Below are 15,575 nucleotides of genomic sequence, written 5' to 3' on the forward strand. Positions count from 1 at the left end.
CAAGCGCAGCAGCCGACGCGTGCGCCGCGCAAGGAGGGTGCGGCCAAGGGTGCTCGCAAGCCGGCGGCCAAGCGCGAAGGCGCGGCCAAGGCTCAGGGCGGCCAAGGCGGCCAGGGCCGTCGCGGCAGCGCGCCGAAGGTTGAAAGCGGTGCGGCAAAGGCGGAGGGCGATGCGTCCCAGGACGAACTGTTCGCCTACGTGACGTCGCCGGCATTCGACGCGGACAACTCCGCGGGCGGTAGCGGCGTGCGTGCACCGATGCTGCGTCGCGGCCGTAGCCAGCCGGCGAACAAGCGCGTGCTGTCGCCGGACGACGACGCGCCGAAGCTTCACAAGGTGCTGGCGGAAGCGGGCATGGGCTCGCGCCGCGAAATGGAAGAACTGATCGTCGCCGGCCGCGTGTCGGTGAATGGCGAGCCCGCGCACATCGGCCAGCGCATCATGCCGACCGACCAGGTGCGGATCAACGGCAAGCCGGTCAAGCGCAAGCTGCCGAACAAGCCGCCGCGTGTGCTGCTGTACCACAAGCCGACGGGCGAGATCGTCAGCCACGCGGATCCGGAAGGCCGTCCGTCGGTGTTCGACCGCCTGCCGCCGATGAAGACGGCGAAATGGCTCGCGGTGGGCCGCCTCGACTTCAATACCGAAGGTCTGCTGATGCTGACGACTTCGGGTGACCTCGCCAACCGCTTCATGCACCCGCGCTACAGTGTCGAGCGCGAGTACGCGGTGCGCGTCGTCGGCGAGCTGGCCGAAGGCATGCGGCAGAAGCTGCTGCACGGCGTCGAGCTCGATGACGGCCCGGCGAACTTCCTGCGCATCCGCGACGGCGGCGGCGAAGGCACGAACCACTGGTATCACGTTGCGCTGGCAGAAGGCCGCAACCGCGAGGTGCGCCGGATGTTCGAGGCGGTCGGTCTGATGGTGAGCCGCCTGATCCGTACGCGTCACGGCCCGATTCCGCTGCCGCGCGGCCTGAAGCGCGGTCGCTGGGAAGAGCTCGACGACACGCAGGTGCGCAAGCTGATGGCGACCGTCGGCCTGAAGGCGCCGACCGAGGAGAAGGGCAAGCGCGGCGGTGCCGGCCAGGCAGAGCGTCGCCAGCCCGATCCGATGCAGACGTCGATGGGCTTCATCGGCCGAGAGCCGGTGCTGACGACACACGGGCAGCTGGATCAGCCGCGTCGCGGCGGCGGTCGTCGCGGCGGGCCGGGCCTGCCGGGTCTGAGCGGCTACGGCAGCCTGCCGGTCGCGCCGTCGGGCTACGGCAATCGCGCCGGCGGCGGCCGGGATGGCAACCGTGCGGGCGGAGGCGGGCGCGATGGCAATCGCGCTGGCGGTGGCCGTGGCGATGTCGACGGCAACCGCGCATCGTATGGCGCAGGCCCCAAGCGCGACGGCGCGGGCCCCAAGCGCGGCGGCAGCAAGGGCGGTAACCGCAACCCGAACGGCAATCGTGCCGAGGGTGCCGGCAACGGCGGCGGCCCGCGTGGCGGTCAGCGTCCGCAGCGCAGCCGCACGCGCAGCCGCTGAGCAATCAGGCATGCGGTGCAAGGCCGCCGGTGTGACGGCCGGATCGGTATCCGGCCGGTCTTGTCGGCGCGAGGCATTGCGTTTATTGCTTTCGACTGTATATATGTCACGCGGTGCTGGATGGCCGCTGGCATGACCGATCTCCGGCTTGCCGTCATGGCGCCGGTTGATCGTGCAGCCCGATTTCGCATTTTTGGGCCGTAAAGGCAGGCGACACGCTGCTTTTGCCGGCTGGCTTGGCGTTTGCGCCAAAAATCGCTATAATCGCGGAGTCGCTGGGCGTACGGATTCAATGTGCGGCTCAGGTGCGACCACCAGTAAGAAGATGGGCGTTCCGCCCATTTTTTTTTGCTGAAACGGTTAGGCATCTCGGGTAGCGCTTCCTGCGCCGGCTAAGGCGCGCGCCCGCGGGTGTAATCGCGAGCGGCGGGCGCGAACACCTGAGAGGACACAGTGCAACTGACGGAACTGATAGAAACCACGGTCACCGGGCTCGGCTACGAGCTGGTGGATCTCGAGCGCACCGGGCGCGGCATGCTTTGCATCTATATCGATCAGCCTGCCGGCATCTCGCTCGAAGATTGCGAAAAGGTCACGCGTCAGCTCCAGCACGTCTTGACGGTCGAAAACATCGATTACGAACGGCTCGAAGTCTCGTCCCCGGGGCTCGACCGCCCGTTGAAGAAGCTGGCCGACTTCGAGCGCTTCGCTGGCAGCGAAGTTTCCGTGACCTTGAAAAAGCCGCTGGACGGGCGCAAGACGTACCGGGGCATTCTGCACGCGCCGAATGGCGAAACGATCGGTTTGGAATTTGAGAGGAAGAAGGGCGAGGCGGCCATGCTGGATTTCACGCTGGCCGATATCGACAAAGCCCGCCTGATTCCGCAAGTTGACTTTAGGAGCCGCAAATAATGAGTCGCGAAGTGTTGATGCTGGTGGATGCGCTGGCGCGCGAGAAAAACGTCGACAAGGATGTGGTGCTGGGCGCCCTCGAGGCTGCGCTCGCGTCCGCTTCCAAGAAGCTGTTCGACGAAGGCGCCGAAATCCGCGTCCATATCGATCGCGAAAGCGGCGAGCACGAAACCTTCCGTCGCTGGCTCGTCGTGCCCGACGAGGCAGGCTTGCAGGAGCCGGATCGCGAGATCCTGCTGTTCGAAGCACGTGAGCAGAAGCCCGACGTCGAAGTCGGCGAGTATGTCGAGGAACCCGTTCCGTCGATCGAGTTCGGTCGCATCGGCGCGCAGGCGGCCAAGCAGGTGATCCTGCAGAAGGTGCGCGACGCCGAGCGCGAGCAGATCCTGAACGACTACCTCGAGCGGGGTGAAAAGATCATGACGGGTACGGTGAAGCGCCTCGACAAGGGCAACTTCATCGTCGAATCGGGCCGTGTCGAGGCGCTGCTGCGCCGCGATCAGCTGATCCCGAAGGAAAACCTGCGCGTGGGCGACCGCGTGCGCGCCTACATCGCGAAGGTCGACCGCACCGCGCGCGGCCCGCAGATCGAGCTGTCGCGTACGGCGCCCGAGTTCCTGATGAAGCTGTTCGAGATGGAAGTGCCGGAAATCGAGCAGGGCCTGCTCGAAATCAAGGCGGCTGCCCGTGACCCGGGCGTGCGCGCGAAGATCGGCGTCATCGCGTACGACAAGCGGATCGATCCGATCGGCACCTGCGTCGGCATCCGCGGTTCCCGCGTGCAGGCCGTGCGCAACGAGCTCGGTGGCGAAAACATCGACATCGTGCTATGGTCGGAGGATCCCGCCCAGTTCGTGATCGGCGCGCTCGCGCCGGCAGCTGTTCAGTCGATTGTCGTCGATGAAGAAAAGCACTCGATGGACGTCGTCGTCGACGAGAACGAGCTGGCTGTCGCGATCGGCCGCAGCGGTCAGAACGTTCGTCTTGCAGGCGAACTGACCGGCTGGCAGATCAACATCATGACGCCGGACGAATCCGCCCTGAAGCAGGGTGAAGAGCGTGACCGGCTGCGTGCACTGTTCATGGCGCGTCTCGACGTCGACGAAGAAGTTGCCGACATCCTGATCGACGAAGGCTTCACGAGCCTGGAAGAGATCGCGTACGTGCCGCTCAACGAAATGCTCGAAATCGAGGCGTTCGACGAGGACACCGTGCACGAACTGCGCAATCGCGCACGCGACGCGCTGTTGACGATGGCCATCGCGAACGAAGAAAAGGTCGAGAACGCAGCGCTGGATCTCAAGAGCCTCGACGGCATCACGCCGGAGCTGCTCGCGAAGCTGGCCGAACACGGCGTGCAGACGCGCGACGATCTCGCCGAGCTGGCTGTAGATGAACTGGTCGACATGACCGGGATGGAAGAGGATGCCGCTAAGGCGTTGATCATGAAAGCACGTGAACATTGGTTCCAGTGAGAAATGACCATGGCGCACTGATTTGATGGCGGCCGTATGGCCTGACCCGATGCTAACCGCAAGGAATCGGTCCTTGCACTAAGAGGAATGAATGGCGAGTAACAACGTAGCCCAATTTGCCGCGGAACTGAAAATGCCTGCTGGTGTGCTGCTCGAACAGCTGCAGGCAGCGGGCGTCCAGAAAGCGAGTGAAGACGATGCGCTGTCCGAAACGGACAAGGCGCGTCTGCTCGATCATTTGCGCAAGTCGCACGGCGCAACCGACGGCGACAAGCGCAAGATCACGCTGACCCGCAAGCATACGTCGGAGATCAAGCAATCTGACGCGACGGGCAAGGCTCGCACCATTCAGGTCGAGGTCCGCAAGAAGCGTACGTTCGTCAAGCGCGACGACGTGAGCGAGGGTGCGGAACAGGGTCAGGCGCAGGTCGCCGAAGCGGACGACGATGCGGAACTGAAGCGTCGCGAAGAAGAAGCGCGCCGTGAGGCCGAGCTGCTCGAGAAGCAGGCGCAGGAGCTTCGCGAGCGTCAGGAACGCCTCGAGCGCGAGGAAGCAGAGCGCCGCGCCCGCGAGGAAGCGGCTGAAGCCGAGCGTCGTCGCGCCGAGGAAGAGGCAGCGACGAAGCGTGCCGCGGCCGAAGCCGCGGCGGCACAGCAGCAGGCAGCCGCACAGCAGGCTGCTGCAGCCGAGCAGCAGGAAGCGGCCAGCACGCAGTCCGCGCAGGACGAAGCACGCGCAGCCGCCGAACGTGCGGCTCAGCGCGAAGCGGCGAAGAAGGCTGAAGACGCTGCCCGCGAGGCGGCGGACAAGGCGCGCGCCGAGCAGGAAGAGATCAGCAAGCGTCGTGCAGCGGCGGAAGCCGAGGCGCGTGCGATCCGCGAAATGATGAACACGCCGCGCAAGGCCGTGGTCAAGGCAGTCGAGCCGCCGAAGCCGGTCGAGCCGCCGAAGCCGGCCGAAGCGAAGGGCACGCTGCACAAGCCGGCAAAGCCGGAAGGTGCGCAGGCGCGTCCGGCCGTGAAGAAGCCGGCCGGTGCGGCAGCGCCGGCTACGACTGCGCCGGCAGGTGCGGGCGACCGCAACAAGAAGCCGGGCGCAGGCAAGGGCGGCTGGCAGGACGACGCGTCGAAGCGTCGCGGCATCAAGACGCGCGGCGATTCGAGCGGCGGTGTCGACCGCGGCTGGCGCGGCGGCCCGAAGGGTCGCGGCCGTCACCAGGACAGCTCGACGTTCCAGGCGCCGACCGAACCGATCGTTCGTGAAGTGCACGTGCCGGAAACCGTGTCGGTTGCCGACCTCGCGCACAAGATGTCGGTCAAGGCCTCCGAAGTCATCAAGGTGATGATGAAGATGGGCCAGATGGTCACGATCAACCAGGTGCTGGACCAGGAAACGGCGATGATCATCGTCGAAGAACTGGGCCACCGCGCGGTTGCCGCGAAGCTGGACGATCCGGAAGCGCTGCTCGTCGAAGGCGAAACCGGTACCGATGCGGAGCAACTGCCGCGTCCGCCGGTCGTCACGGTCATGGGTCACGTCGACCACGGCAAGACCTCGCTGCTCGACCACATCCGCCGCGCGAAGGTTGCAGCGGGCGAAGCGGGCGGCATTACGCAGCATATCGGCGCATACCACGTCGAAACACCGCGCGGCGTCATCACGTTCCTCGATACGCCGGGTCACGAAGCGTTCACGGCAATGCGTGCACGCGGCGCGAAGGCGACCGACATCGTGGTGCTGGTGGTGGCAGCCGACGACGGTGTGATGCCGCAGACGAAGGAAGCTATCGCCCACGCGAAGGCAGGCGGTGTGCCGATCGTCGTCGCGATCAACAAGATCGACAAGCCGGACGCGAATCTCGATCGCGTCAAGCAGGAGCTGGTCGCGGAAGGCGTCGTGCCGGAAGAGTACGGCGGCGATTCGCCGTTCGTGCCGGTTTCGGCGAAGACGGGCGCGGGTATCGACGATCTGCTCGAGAACGTGCTGCTGCAAGCCGAAGTGCTGGAACTGAAGGCACCGGTCGAGGCGCCGGCCAAGGGCATCGTGATCGAAGCGAAGCTCGACAAGGGCAAGGGCCCGGTCGCGACGATCCTGGTGCAGTCCGGTACGCTGAACCGAGGCGACGTCGTGCTGGCGGGTACGGCCTATGGCCGCGTGCGCGCGATGCTCGACGAAAACGGCAAGCCGACGAAGGAAGCCGGCCCGTCGATCCCGGTCGAAATCCAGGGTCTGTCGGAAGTGCCGGGTGCGGGCGAAGAAGTGATCGTGCTGCCGGACGAGCGCAAGGCGCGTGAGATCGCGCTGTTCCGCCAGGGCAAGTTCCGCGACGTCAAGCTTGCGAAGCAGCAGGCCGCGAAGCTGGAAAGCATGCTCGAGCAGATGGGCGAAGGCGAAGTGCAGAACCTGCCGCTCATCATCAAGGCGGACGTGCAAGGCTCGCAGGAAGCACTCGTGCAGTCGCTGCTCAAGCTGTCGACCGACGAAGTGCGCGTGCAGATCGTGCACAGCGCGGTGGGTGGCATCAGCGAAAACGACGTCAACCTCGCAACGGCATCGAAGGCGGTCATCATCGGCTTCAACACGCGTGCAGATGCGCAGGCGCGCAAGCTGGCCGAGTCGAACGGCATCGACATCCGTTACTACAACATCATCTATGACGCAGTGGATGAGGTGAAGGCGGCGATGTCGGGCATGCTGGCGCCGGAAAAGCGCGAAGTCATCACCGGCATGGTCGAGGTGCGCCAGGTCTTCAAGGTACCGAAGATCGGTGCAGTCGCCGGCTGTATGGTGACGGACGGTGTCGTCAAGCGCTCGTCGTCGGTGCGCGTGCTGCGCAACAACGTCGTGATCTTCACGGGCGAACTCGAATCGCTGAAGCGCTTCAAGGACGACGTGAAGGAAGTGAAGCAAGGCTTCGAGTGCGGTATGTCGGTGAAGAACTTCAACGACATCGTCGAAGGCGACCAGTTCGAAGTCTTCGAAGTGACCGAAGTCGCGCGTACGCTGTAACCCTCGCGCATCGGCTCATGGGCGGGGCAGGCTTGGGCCTGTCCCGCCCATTTTCATGGTGGCGCGCCAACACTGGCCGCCGCTTTATCCTGATAAACGGATCACGGATCGATCATGTCCAGGAAACGTACTTCCCCCAATCGCAACGTGCAGATCGCTGACCAGATTCAGCGCGATCTGTCGGAACTCATCATGCGCGAGGTCAAAGACCCGCGCATCGGCATCGTGACCATCCAGAGCGTGGAACTCACGCCGGATTACGCACACGCGAAGGTCTACTTCACCGCGTTGACCGGCGATCCGGACAAGACGCAGGAAGCGCTGAACCACGCGTCGGGTCACTTGCACAACCTGTTGTTCAAGCGCCTGCACATCCATACGGTGCCGACGCTGCACTTCCACTACGACCAGACGATCGAGAAGGCCGTGGAAATGTCGCGCCTGATCAAGGAAGCGAACTCGACGCGCGCGAAGGACGACGACGAGGCCGATTCGGCCGCCAAGGACGACTGAGCTCGACCGGCCTATGACGACTGCAGCACCCCAACGTCCGCGCGTGCCCCGGCGCGTGCTGGACGGCGTCCTCCTGCTCGACAAGCCGGTCGGCCTGTCGAGCAACGATGCGCTGATTCGCGCGAAGCGTCTGCTGCTCGCGAAGAAAGCCGGTCACACCGGTACGCTCGATCCGCTGGCTTCGGGCCTGCTGCCGCTGTGCTTCGGCGAGGCGACGAAGTTCTCGCAGGATCTGCTCGAAGCGGACAAGACGTACGAAGCGACGATGCGTCTCGGCCAGCGTACGGCCACCGGCGACGCGGAAGGCGAGGTGATCGACACGCGGCCGGTCGAATGCGACCGCACGGCGGTGGAAGCCGCGCTCGTGCGCTTCACCGGCGAGATCGTGCAGGTGCCGCCGATGTATTCGGCGCTCAAGCGCGATGGCAAGCCGCTGTACGAATATGCGCGGGCGGGGCAGACCGTCGAGCGCGAGGGCCGCAACGTGACGATTCTCGCACTCGACCTGCTCGCGTGCGACCTGCCTGATGTGACGTTTCGCGTGACCTGCAGCAAGGGCACTTACGTGCGTACGCTGGCGGAGGATATCGGCGAGGCGCTCGGTTGCGGCGCGCATCTGACGATGCTGCGTCGCACGGGCGTCGGCGCGCTGACGCTCGAGCATGCGGTGACGCTCGATGCGCTGTCCGATGCCGACGAAGCGTCGCGCGATGCGTGGCTCCAGCCGGTCGACGCGTTGCTGTCGACGTTTCCGCTGGTTCGTCTCGATGAAACCAGCGCGAAACGGTTCCTGCACGGCCAGCGTCTGCCGCTGTCGGCGCTCGATCCGATCGATGCGGCCGAAGGTGAGCGCGTGCGCGTCTATGACGCCACTCGGTTGCTCGGCGTGGCGCGCAAGGCGAACGGCGTACTTGCGCCGGAACGGCTCGTCGTCACGGCGGCCTGACGCCGCCGCGCGAACGCGCTCCCGTTGGAATAAAAAAGCCCGGTCGATGTCGACCGGGCTTTTTGTTTGCGTCCAGGCTGCGTGTTCAGTGTGCGGCCGACGCCGCGGCACCTGCATCGCCACCACCCGAGCGCTCGGGCTTCGTGATCCAGATCAGCCCGATCAGCAGCACGAAGATCGCCGCCGAGATGTAGAACAGGTCGTTCACGCCGAGCTGCGCGGCCTGCTGCGTGGCCATGTTGTTGATCAGCCCGTGCGCCTGGTCCTGCGTCAGCCCGAGGTTGCCCATCTGCGTGACGGCCTGGTTGAACGTCGGGTTGTAGACGTTCGTCTGCTCGACCAGTTGCGCGTGATGGAAGTTGTTGCGATGGTCCCAGGCCGTCTGGAAGATCGATGTGCCGATGCCACCGCACATGATCCGCACGAAGTTCGACAGGCCCGATGCCGCGGGAATACGGTGGCCGGGCAGGCCGGACAGCGTGATCGACACCAGCGGGATGAAGAAGCCGGCCATCGCGATGCCCTGCACGAGCGTCGGCAGCGTCAGCGACCATTCGTCGACGCCCGTCGTGTAGCGCGAGCGCATCCAGAAGCACAGCGCAAACGTCAGGAACGACGCCGTCGAGATGAAGCGCGGATCGGTGCGCGGCAGATACTTCCCGGTGAGCGGAGACAGCAAGATCGCGAACAGCCCGACCGGCGCCATCACGAGACCGGCGTCGGTCGCGGTGTAGCCGATCTGCGTCTGTAGCCACAGCGGCAACAGTACGAGGTTGCCGAAGTACAGACCGTACCCGATCGACAGCGCAACCGTGCCGCCGGTGAAGTTCCGCATGCGGAACAGCGACAGGTCGACGACCGGGTGCTCGGCAGTCAATTCCCAGATGACGAAGAACGCGAACGCAATGACGGCGGTCAGCGCGAGCACGATGATCGTCGTCGACGCGAACCAGTCGAGATCCTTGCCCTTGTCGAGCATGATCTGCAGCGATCCGACCCAGATGACCAGCAGCGCGAGGCCCACGCCGTCGATCGGCGCGCGACGCACGGCCGACTCCCGATTGCGATAGATCATCCACGTCGCGGCGGCGGCGGCGACGCCGACCGGGATGTTGACGTAGAAGATCCACGGCCACGAGTAGTTGTCCGAGATCCAGCCGCCGAGGATCGGGCCGGCGACGGGCGCGATCAGCGTCGTCATCGCCCATAGCGCGAGCGCCATCGGTGCCTTGGCGCGTGGATAGCTCGACAGCAGGAGCGCTTGCGACAGCGGAATCATCGGGCCCGCCACCGCGCCTTGCAGCACGCGCGACCCCAGCAGGAACGGCAGGTTGGGCGAGAGACCGCACATCCACGACGAAATCACGAACAGGATGATCGACGCGAGGAACAGGCGCACCTGCCCGAAGCGGTCGGTCAGCCAGCCGGTCAGCGGCACCGAGATCGCGTTCGCGACCGCGAACGACGTGATGACCCACGTGCCCTGGTCGGACGACACGCCGAGGTCGCCCGAGATGGTCGGGATCGCGACGTTCGCGATGGACGTGTCGAGCACGTTCATGAACACCGCGAGCGATACCGCGATCGTCCCGATCACGAGTTGCCCGCCCTGCAAGGGCGGGTGAGAGACAGGAGCCTGTGCCATGTCGGTTGTTTTTCCGGAGTCGGAACGGTTACATCATCTTCGCGACGGCATTCGACTTCGACGCGGCCGGCGCCGATGCGTTGCCGCCTGCGTTCTCCGCGATGATGCGGGCGATTTCGGCATCGGCTTCGTCGCCGTACTTCGCGAACACGTTGGTCTCGTAGACGGTGTTCGGCGCGTTCACGAGCTGGTCGCCGCGTTCGTCCTTGATGTCCACGTCGACCTGCATCGACAGGCCGATGCGCAGCGGGTGCTTGTCGAGATCCTTCGGATCGAGTTCGATCCGCACCGGCAGGCGCTGCACGACCTTGATCCAGTTACCCGTCGCGTTCTGCGCCGGCAGCAGCGAGAACGCCGAGCCCGTACCGGCCGAGAAGCCGACCACCTTGCCGTGGTAGACCGCCGACGAGCCGTAGATGTCGGCCGTCAGTTCGACCGGCTGGCCGATGCGCATGTGCTTGAGCTGGACTTCCTTGAAGTTCGCATCGACCCACACGGCGTTCAGCGGCACCACCGACATCAGCGGCGTGCCCGGCGACACGCGCTGGCCGACCTGCACCGAGCGCTTCGCGACATAGCCGGTGACCGGCGCGGGCAGCACGTTACGGGCATTCGCCAGGTACGCGTCACGAACCTTCGCGGCCGCGGCCATCACGTTCGGGTGCGAGGCGATGGTCGTGTTCGCGGTCAGCGCGCGGTTCGACGCGAGCTGTTGCTGCGAGGCGTCAAGCGATGCCTGGGCGGCGCGAACGGCGTCGCGAGCGTGCGAGATTTCTTCCTGCGACACGGCGCCCGTCTGCGCGACGGCTACGCGGCGGCGGAGGTCGTCCTCGGCCTTCGACAGGTCGGACTGGCGCAGCGCGACTTGCGCGCGGTACTGGTCGTCGTTGACGAACAGGCCGCGCACCTGGCGCACCGTTTGCGCGAGATTGGCTTCGGCCTGCTGCAGCGCGACTTGCGAGTCGGCCGGGTCGAGCACGACGAGCGGATCGCCGGCCTTGACGGTCTGCGTATCGTCGGCCTTCACCGCGATCACGGTACCGGTGACTTGCGGCGTGATCTGCACGACGTTGCCGTTCACGTACGCGTCGTCGGTCCCTTCATGGAAGCGGGCGACGAGGAAGTAGTACAGACCATACGCGATGGCCGCGATCACGATGACCGCGACGAGCAGCGTCATCATCCGTTTGCGCTTGCCGTTGTTCTGCGGCTGCGCGCTGGCGGCGTTTTGTTGGTCGCTCATGGCGATTTTCTCCGTCCGTTATTTCGAGTGTCTGCGTAGTGGTGGCGCCGGATCAGTTGGCGGCCTGTTTTGTCGGCTTGTCGGCATCGGGTGCGGCGAGCGGCGTGCCGGTCGCGTCGAACCCGCCGCCCAGCGCCTTGATCAGCGCGAGCTGCATGTCGCGGCGGCGCATCTTCAGGTTGGTCACCGTCTGCTCTGATGCGAGGCGGTTGCTGTCCGCGGTCAGCACCTGCAGCTGCGGCGACAGGCCGGCCTTGTAGCGGATGACCGCGAGGTCATAGGCGCGCGTCGATGCGTCGAGTGCGCGTTGCGCATCGCCCATCTGGCGATCGACCGCGCGGATCGATGCAACCTGCGTCGCGACGTCGTTCAGCGCACTGATCAGCGTCTGGTTGTAGTTCGCCACCGACAGGTCGAAGTCCGCGTAGCGGCCCTTGAGCTGCGCGCGCAGCGCGCCGGCGTCGAAAATCGGCAGGTGGATCGCCGGGCCGAACTGCGCCTGACGGCTCGCGAAGTTCAGGAATTTGCCCCAGCCGAATGCATCGAAGCCGAAGCCGGCCGCGAGGTTCACGTCGGGATAGAACTCGGCCTTCGCTTCCTTCACGTCGTGCATCGCGGCTTCGACCTGCCAGCGCGCGGCGACGATGTCGGGGCGGCGCGACACGAGATCGGCCGGCAGGTTGCCGGGCAGCGCGACTTCGCCGCTCGGGTTCACCACGGGCGCCGCGATCTGCAGCCCGCGATCCGGGCCCTTGCCGAGCAGCGCGGCGAGCTGGTAGCGCACCGTCGTGATCTGGCCATCGAGATCGGACAGCGAAGCCTGGGTCGTTGCGATATTGCCGCGCGCCGTCTGGCGTTCGACGTTGGTGTCGAGACCGGCCGACACGCGGCCGTCGGTGATCTTGCCGACCGTCTCGCGGTTGGTGATCTCGCGCTGCGCGATATCACGCAGCGCATAGAGTTGCGCGAGCGAGTTGTAGGTGCGTGCGACCGACGACGCGAGCGTGACGCGTGCCTGCTGCATGTCGGCTTCGGCCGCCTTTTCCTGCGATACGGCGGTGTGCAGGCGTTCGCGGTTCTTGCCCCACAGGTCGAGCTCCCACGACGCGCTCGCGAGCGCGTTGTTCTCGCTGTACCACTGGCCGCCGTACGGGGGCGGGAACAGCGCGTTCGACGAATACAGCTCGCGCGTCCACGAATAGCTGGCTTCCGCCTTCGGCATCAGGTTCGAGCGCGACGATTCGATGTATGACGACGCCTTTGCGATGCGCGCCTGCGCCTGCGCGATCGACGGATTGCCCTGCAGGGCTTCGTCGATCAGCTTCGGCAACTGCGGATCGCCGAACTGGCTGGCCCAGTCGAGCGCCGGCCACTGGCCGCCCTGGGCTGGCAGGCTCTGGGCGGATTCGAATTGCGACGCGGGGGCGATCTGCTTGTCGCTCTTGATGCCGATGTAGTTCGCGCAGCCCGCCAGCGCCAGTGCGGCGACCGCGGCGGCGACGGCGGCGCGGCACGACCCGGCGCGCACGGACAACGGGGTGGATTTCATCGCGCTGATCCCTGACTCGGAATGAATGATGGACACTGCAAGGATTTCCTTACATTAATCTGTCAAAAGTAATTGTTATGGCAACTATTACGTGATGCTGCCGCCGGCGGTCTCGCAGTAGTTGCTGAGAATGCGGCGCAGCATGCTCTTCAGGAACCCGACTTCTTCCGGCGTAAACCCGTCCAGCACCTGGTCGAGCACGCTGCGGAAAATCGGCGGCAGCCGTTCGGCGAGCGCACGGCCTTCGTCGGTCAGCTCGAGGCGCACGACACGCCGATCCTCGATGCTGCGCACGCGGGACAGCAGGCCGCGTTTCTCGACCCGGTCGAGCAGGCGCGTGACCGCGCTCGCGTCGATCCCGTACTCGCGCGCGAGCTCGGCGGCCGTCGAGCATTTGCCGACCGCGATCATGAACAGCATGCTCGCCTGCGTGCCCGTGATGCCGAGCTCTTCCTGCGTGCGTTGCGTGACGAGGTTGGTCATCACCGACTTCACGCGCGACATCAGATAACCGACGCTGTCGTTCATCTGATATGAAGACAGCTGCGAGACGGGTGGTTGGGTAGAAGAATCCGGCATAAAACCCTGAAGCTGCAATAGTTGACTAGGCAGCAGTATAGGCACAGTTGCTTGCCGCGGCAAATGTTAATCGAACGGCAAAGGGCGCGCTTTGTGTCCCATAAATCCACTATCCCGATAAGGTTTTTGGGCGTGCCAATGATGCGGGCTTCGGCCGACCGGCGGGTTCAAGGGGAGGGCGTGCCGGCCGTCTGGTGTCGCGTCGCAACGTGCCCGTCAGCTCGCGACATCCGCACGTGCTATAATTTGTGGCTTTCCAAGCTGCAATGCGCGCGCCCGTGACAAACGAGCGGGCGCTTTTGCGCGTTCAAACGATTTCCAGGTTTCTATGACCCGCGCCCTTCGCAATATCGCCATCATCGCCCACGTCGACCACGGCAAGACCACGCTCGTCGACCAACTGCTTCGCCAGTCCGGCACCTTCCGCGAGAACCAGCAGATTGCCGAACGGGTGATGGACTCGAACGACATCGAAAAAGAGCGCGGGATCACGATTCTCGCGAAGAACTGCGCGGTCGAGTACGAAGGCACGCACATCAACATCGTCGACACGCCGGGGCACGCGGACTTCGGTGGCGAGGTGGAGCGCGTGCTGTCGATGGTCGACTCGGTGCTGCTGCTCGTCGACGCGGTCGAGGGCCCGATGCCGCAGACCCGCTTCGTCACGAAGAAGGCGCTCGCGCTCGGCCTGAAGCCGATCGTCATCGTCAACAAGATCGACCGTCCGGGTGCGCGGATCGACTGGGTCATCAACCAGACCTTCGACCTGTTCGACAAGCTGGGCGCAACCGAAGAGCAGCTCGATTTCCCGATCGTCTACGCATCGGGCCTGAACGGCTATGCGTCGCTCGACCCGGCCGCGCGCGAAGGCGACATGCGCCCGCTGTTCGAGGCAGTCCTCGAGCACGTGCCGGTCCGCCCGGCGGATCCGGACGCGCCGCTGCAGCTGCAGATCACGTCGCTCGACTATTCGACGTACGTTGGCCGGATCGGCGTCGGCCGCATCACGCGCGGTCGCATCAAGCCGGGCCAGCCGGTCGCGATGCGCTTCGGCCCGGAAGGCGACGTGCTGAACCGCAAGATCAACCAGGTGCTGTCGTTCACGGGTCTCGAGCGCGTGCAGGTCGAATCGGCTGAAGCGGGCGACATCGTGCTGATCAACGGCATTGAAGACGTCGGCATCGGCGCAACGATCTGCGCGGTGGATACGCCGGAAGCGCTGCCGATGATCACCGTCGACGAGCCGACGCTGACGATGAACTTCCTCGTCAACTCGTCGCCGCTCGCCGGCCGCGAAGGCAAGTTCGTCACGAGCCGCCAGATCCGCGATCGCCTGATGAAGGAGCTGAACCACAACGTCGCGCTGCGCGTGAAGGACACCGGCGACGAAACGGTGTTCGAAGTGTCGGGCCGTGGTGAGCTGCACCTGACGATTCTCGTCGAGAACATGCGTCGTGAAGGCTACGAGCTGGCCGTGTCGCGTCCGCGCGTCGTGATGCAGGAAATCGACGGTGTGCGTCACGAGCCGTACGAACTGCTGACCGTCGACGTCGAGGACGAACATCAGGGTGGCGTGATGGAAGAGCTCGGTCGCCGCAAGGGCGAGATGCTCGACATGGCGTCGGACGGCCGCGGCCGCACGCGTCTGGAGTACAAGATCTCGGCACGTGGCCTGATCGGCTTCCAGAGCGAATTCCTGACGCTCACGCGCGGTACGGGCCTGATGAGCCACATCTTCGACTCGTACGCACCGGTCAAGGACGGCTCGGTGTTCGAGCGCCGCAACGGCGTGCTGATCTCGCAGGACGACGGCGCTGCCGTGGCCTATGCACTGTGGAAGCTGCAGGATCGCGGCCGCATGTTCGTGAAGCCGGGTGACGCGCTCTATGAGGGCATGATCATCGGTATCCACAGCCGCGACAACGACCTCGTCGTGAACCCGATCAAGGGCAAGCAGCTGACCAACGTGCGCGCGTCGGGTACCGACGAAGCCGTGCGCCTGGTGCCGCCGGTCCAGATGTCGCTGGAATACGCGGTCGAATTCATCGACGACGACGAACTCGTCGAAGTGACGCCGCAATCGATCCGCCTGCGCAAGCGCTTCCTGAAGGAGCACGAGCGTCGCCGCGCGAGCCGCGAAGGCGCGGTCGACTAAGCGTTCCGGCCGTTT

At 65.2% G+C, this 15,575-nt stretch carries 11 protein-coding genes; 7 read left to right on the forward strand and 4 right to left on the reverse strand.

The features are described 5' to 3' along the window. The 6 genes from rluB to truB form a co-directional block, all read left to right on the forward strand. A partial coding sequence (gene rluB / locus G3N98_RS25925; protein WP_206149584.1) for a 23S rRNA pseudouridine(2605) synthase RluB occupies window positions 1–1,533 on the forward strand: 1,533 nt, incomplete at its 5' end. A 453-nt stretch (window positions 1,534–1,986) separates the two neighbouring features. After that, the gene (gene rimP / locus G3N98_RS25930; RefSeq protein WP_014897219.1) at window positions 1,987–2,445 is read left to right on the forward strand and encodes a ribosome maturation factor RimP; all 459 of its coding nucleotides are present in this window, start codon (window positions 1,987–1,989) and stop codon (window positions 2,443–2,445) included. Next, window positions 2,445–3,920, forward strand: a complete 1,476-nt coding sequence (gene nusA, locus G3N98_RS25935; protein ID WP_006476166.1) for a transcription termination factor NusA — start codon at window positions 2,445–2,447, stop codon at window positions 3,918–3,920. The genes rimP and nusA overlap by 1 nt, the downstream gene beginning before the upstream one ends. Window positions 3,921–4,011: 91 nt before the next feature. Further along, on the forward strand, window positions 4,012–6,930 hold the full coding sequence (gene infB / locus G3N98_RS25940) for a translation initiation factor IF-2 (RefSeq protein WP_089472652.1): 2,919 nt from the start codon (window positions 4,012–4,014) through the stop codon (window positions 6,928–6,930). Between the two features lie 114 nt (window positions 6,931–7,044). Further along, on the forward strand, window positions 7,045–7,443 hold the full coding sequence (rbfA, locus tag G3N98_RS25945; RefSeq protein WP_089425212.1) for a 30S ribosome-binding factor RbfA: 399 nt from the start codon (window positions 7,045–7,047) through the stop codon (window positions 7,441–7,443). 13 nt (window positions 7,444–7,456) lie between these two features. Continuing rightward, window positions 7,457–8,389 carry a tRNA pseudouridine(55) synthase TruB gene (gene truB, locus G3N98_RS25950; RefSeq protein WP_206149585.1) on the forward strand — a complete coding sequence of 311 codons (933 nt, stop codon included), beginning with the start codon at window positions 7,457–7,459 and terminating at the stop codon, window positions 8,387–8,389. A gap of 85 nt (window positions 8,390–8,474) precedes the next feature. Here the strand turns inward: truB and G3N98_RS25955 are convergent, their stop codons facing one another. The 4 genes from G3N98_RS25955 to G3N98_RS25970 all read right to left on the reverse strand — a co-directional run bounded on the left by G3N98_RS25955 (window position 8,475) and on the right by G3N98_RS25970 (window position 13,405). Further along, window positions 8,475–10,034, reverse strand: a complete 1,560-nt coding sequence (locus G3N98_RS25955) for a DHA2 family efflux MFS transporter permease subunit (RefSeq protein ID WP_206149586.1) — start codon at window positions 10,032–10,034, stop codon at window positions 8,475–8,477. A 28-nt stretch (window positions 10,035–10,062) separates the two neighbouring features. Continuing rightward, on the reverse strand, window positions 10,063–11,277 hold the full coding sequence (locus G3N98_RS25960; protein WP_206149587.1) for an HlyD family efflux transporter periplasmic adaptor subunit: 1,215 nt from the start codon (window positions 11,275–11,277) through the stop codon (window positions 10,063–10,065). Window positions 11,278–11,329: 52 nt separating this feature from the next. Then, entirely contained in the window at window positions 11,330–12,826 is a 1,497-nt protein-coding gene (locus G3N98_RS25965) for an efflux transporter outer membrane subunit (protein WP_206149588.1), read from the reverse strand. 87 nt (window positions 12,827–12,913) lie between these two features. After that, window positions 12,914–13,405 (reverse strand): MarR family transcriptional regulator, encoded by a 492-nt coding sequence (locus G3N98_RS25970; RefSeq protein WP_089425217.1) that lies wholly within the window; start codon window positions 13,403–13,405, stop codon window positions 12,914–12,916. A 328-nt stretch (window positions 13,406–13,733) separates the two neighbouring features. Here G3N98_RS25970 and typA point away from each other — a divergent pair, with 328 nt between their 5' ends. Next, complete coding sequence (gene typA / locus G3N98_RS25975) at window positions 13,734–15,560, forward strand: translational GTPase TypA (RefSeq protein ID WP_039358989.1); 1,827 nt, start codon at window positions 13,734–13,736, stop codon at window positions 15,558–15,560. Window positions 15,561–15,575: the final 15 nt, after the last annotated feature.

The organism is Burkholderia sp. Tr-20390 (assembly GCF_017104595.1).
Taxonomy (GTDB): domain Bacteria; phylum Pseudomonadota; class Gammaproteobacteria; order Burkholderiales; family Burkholderiaceae; genus Burkholderia.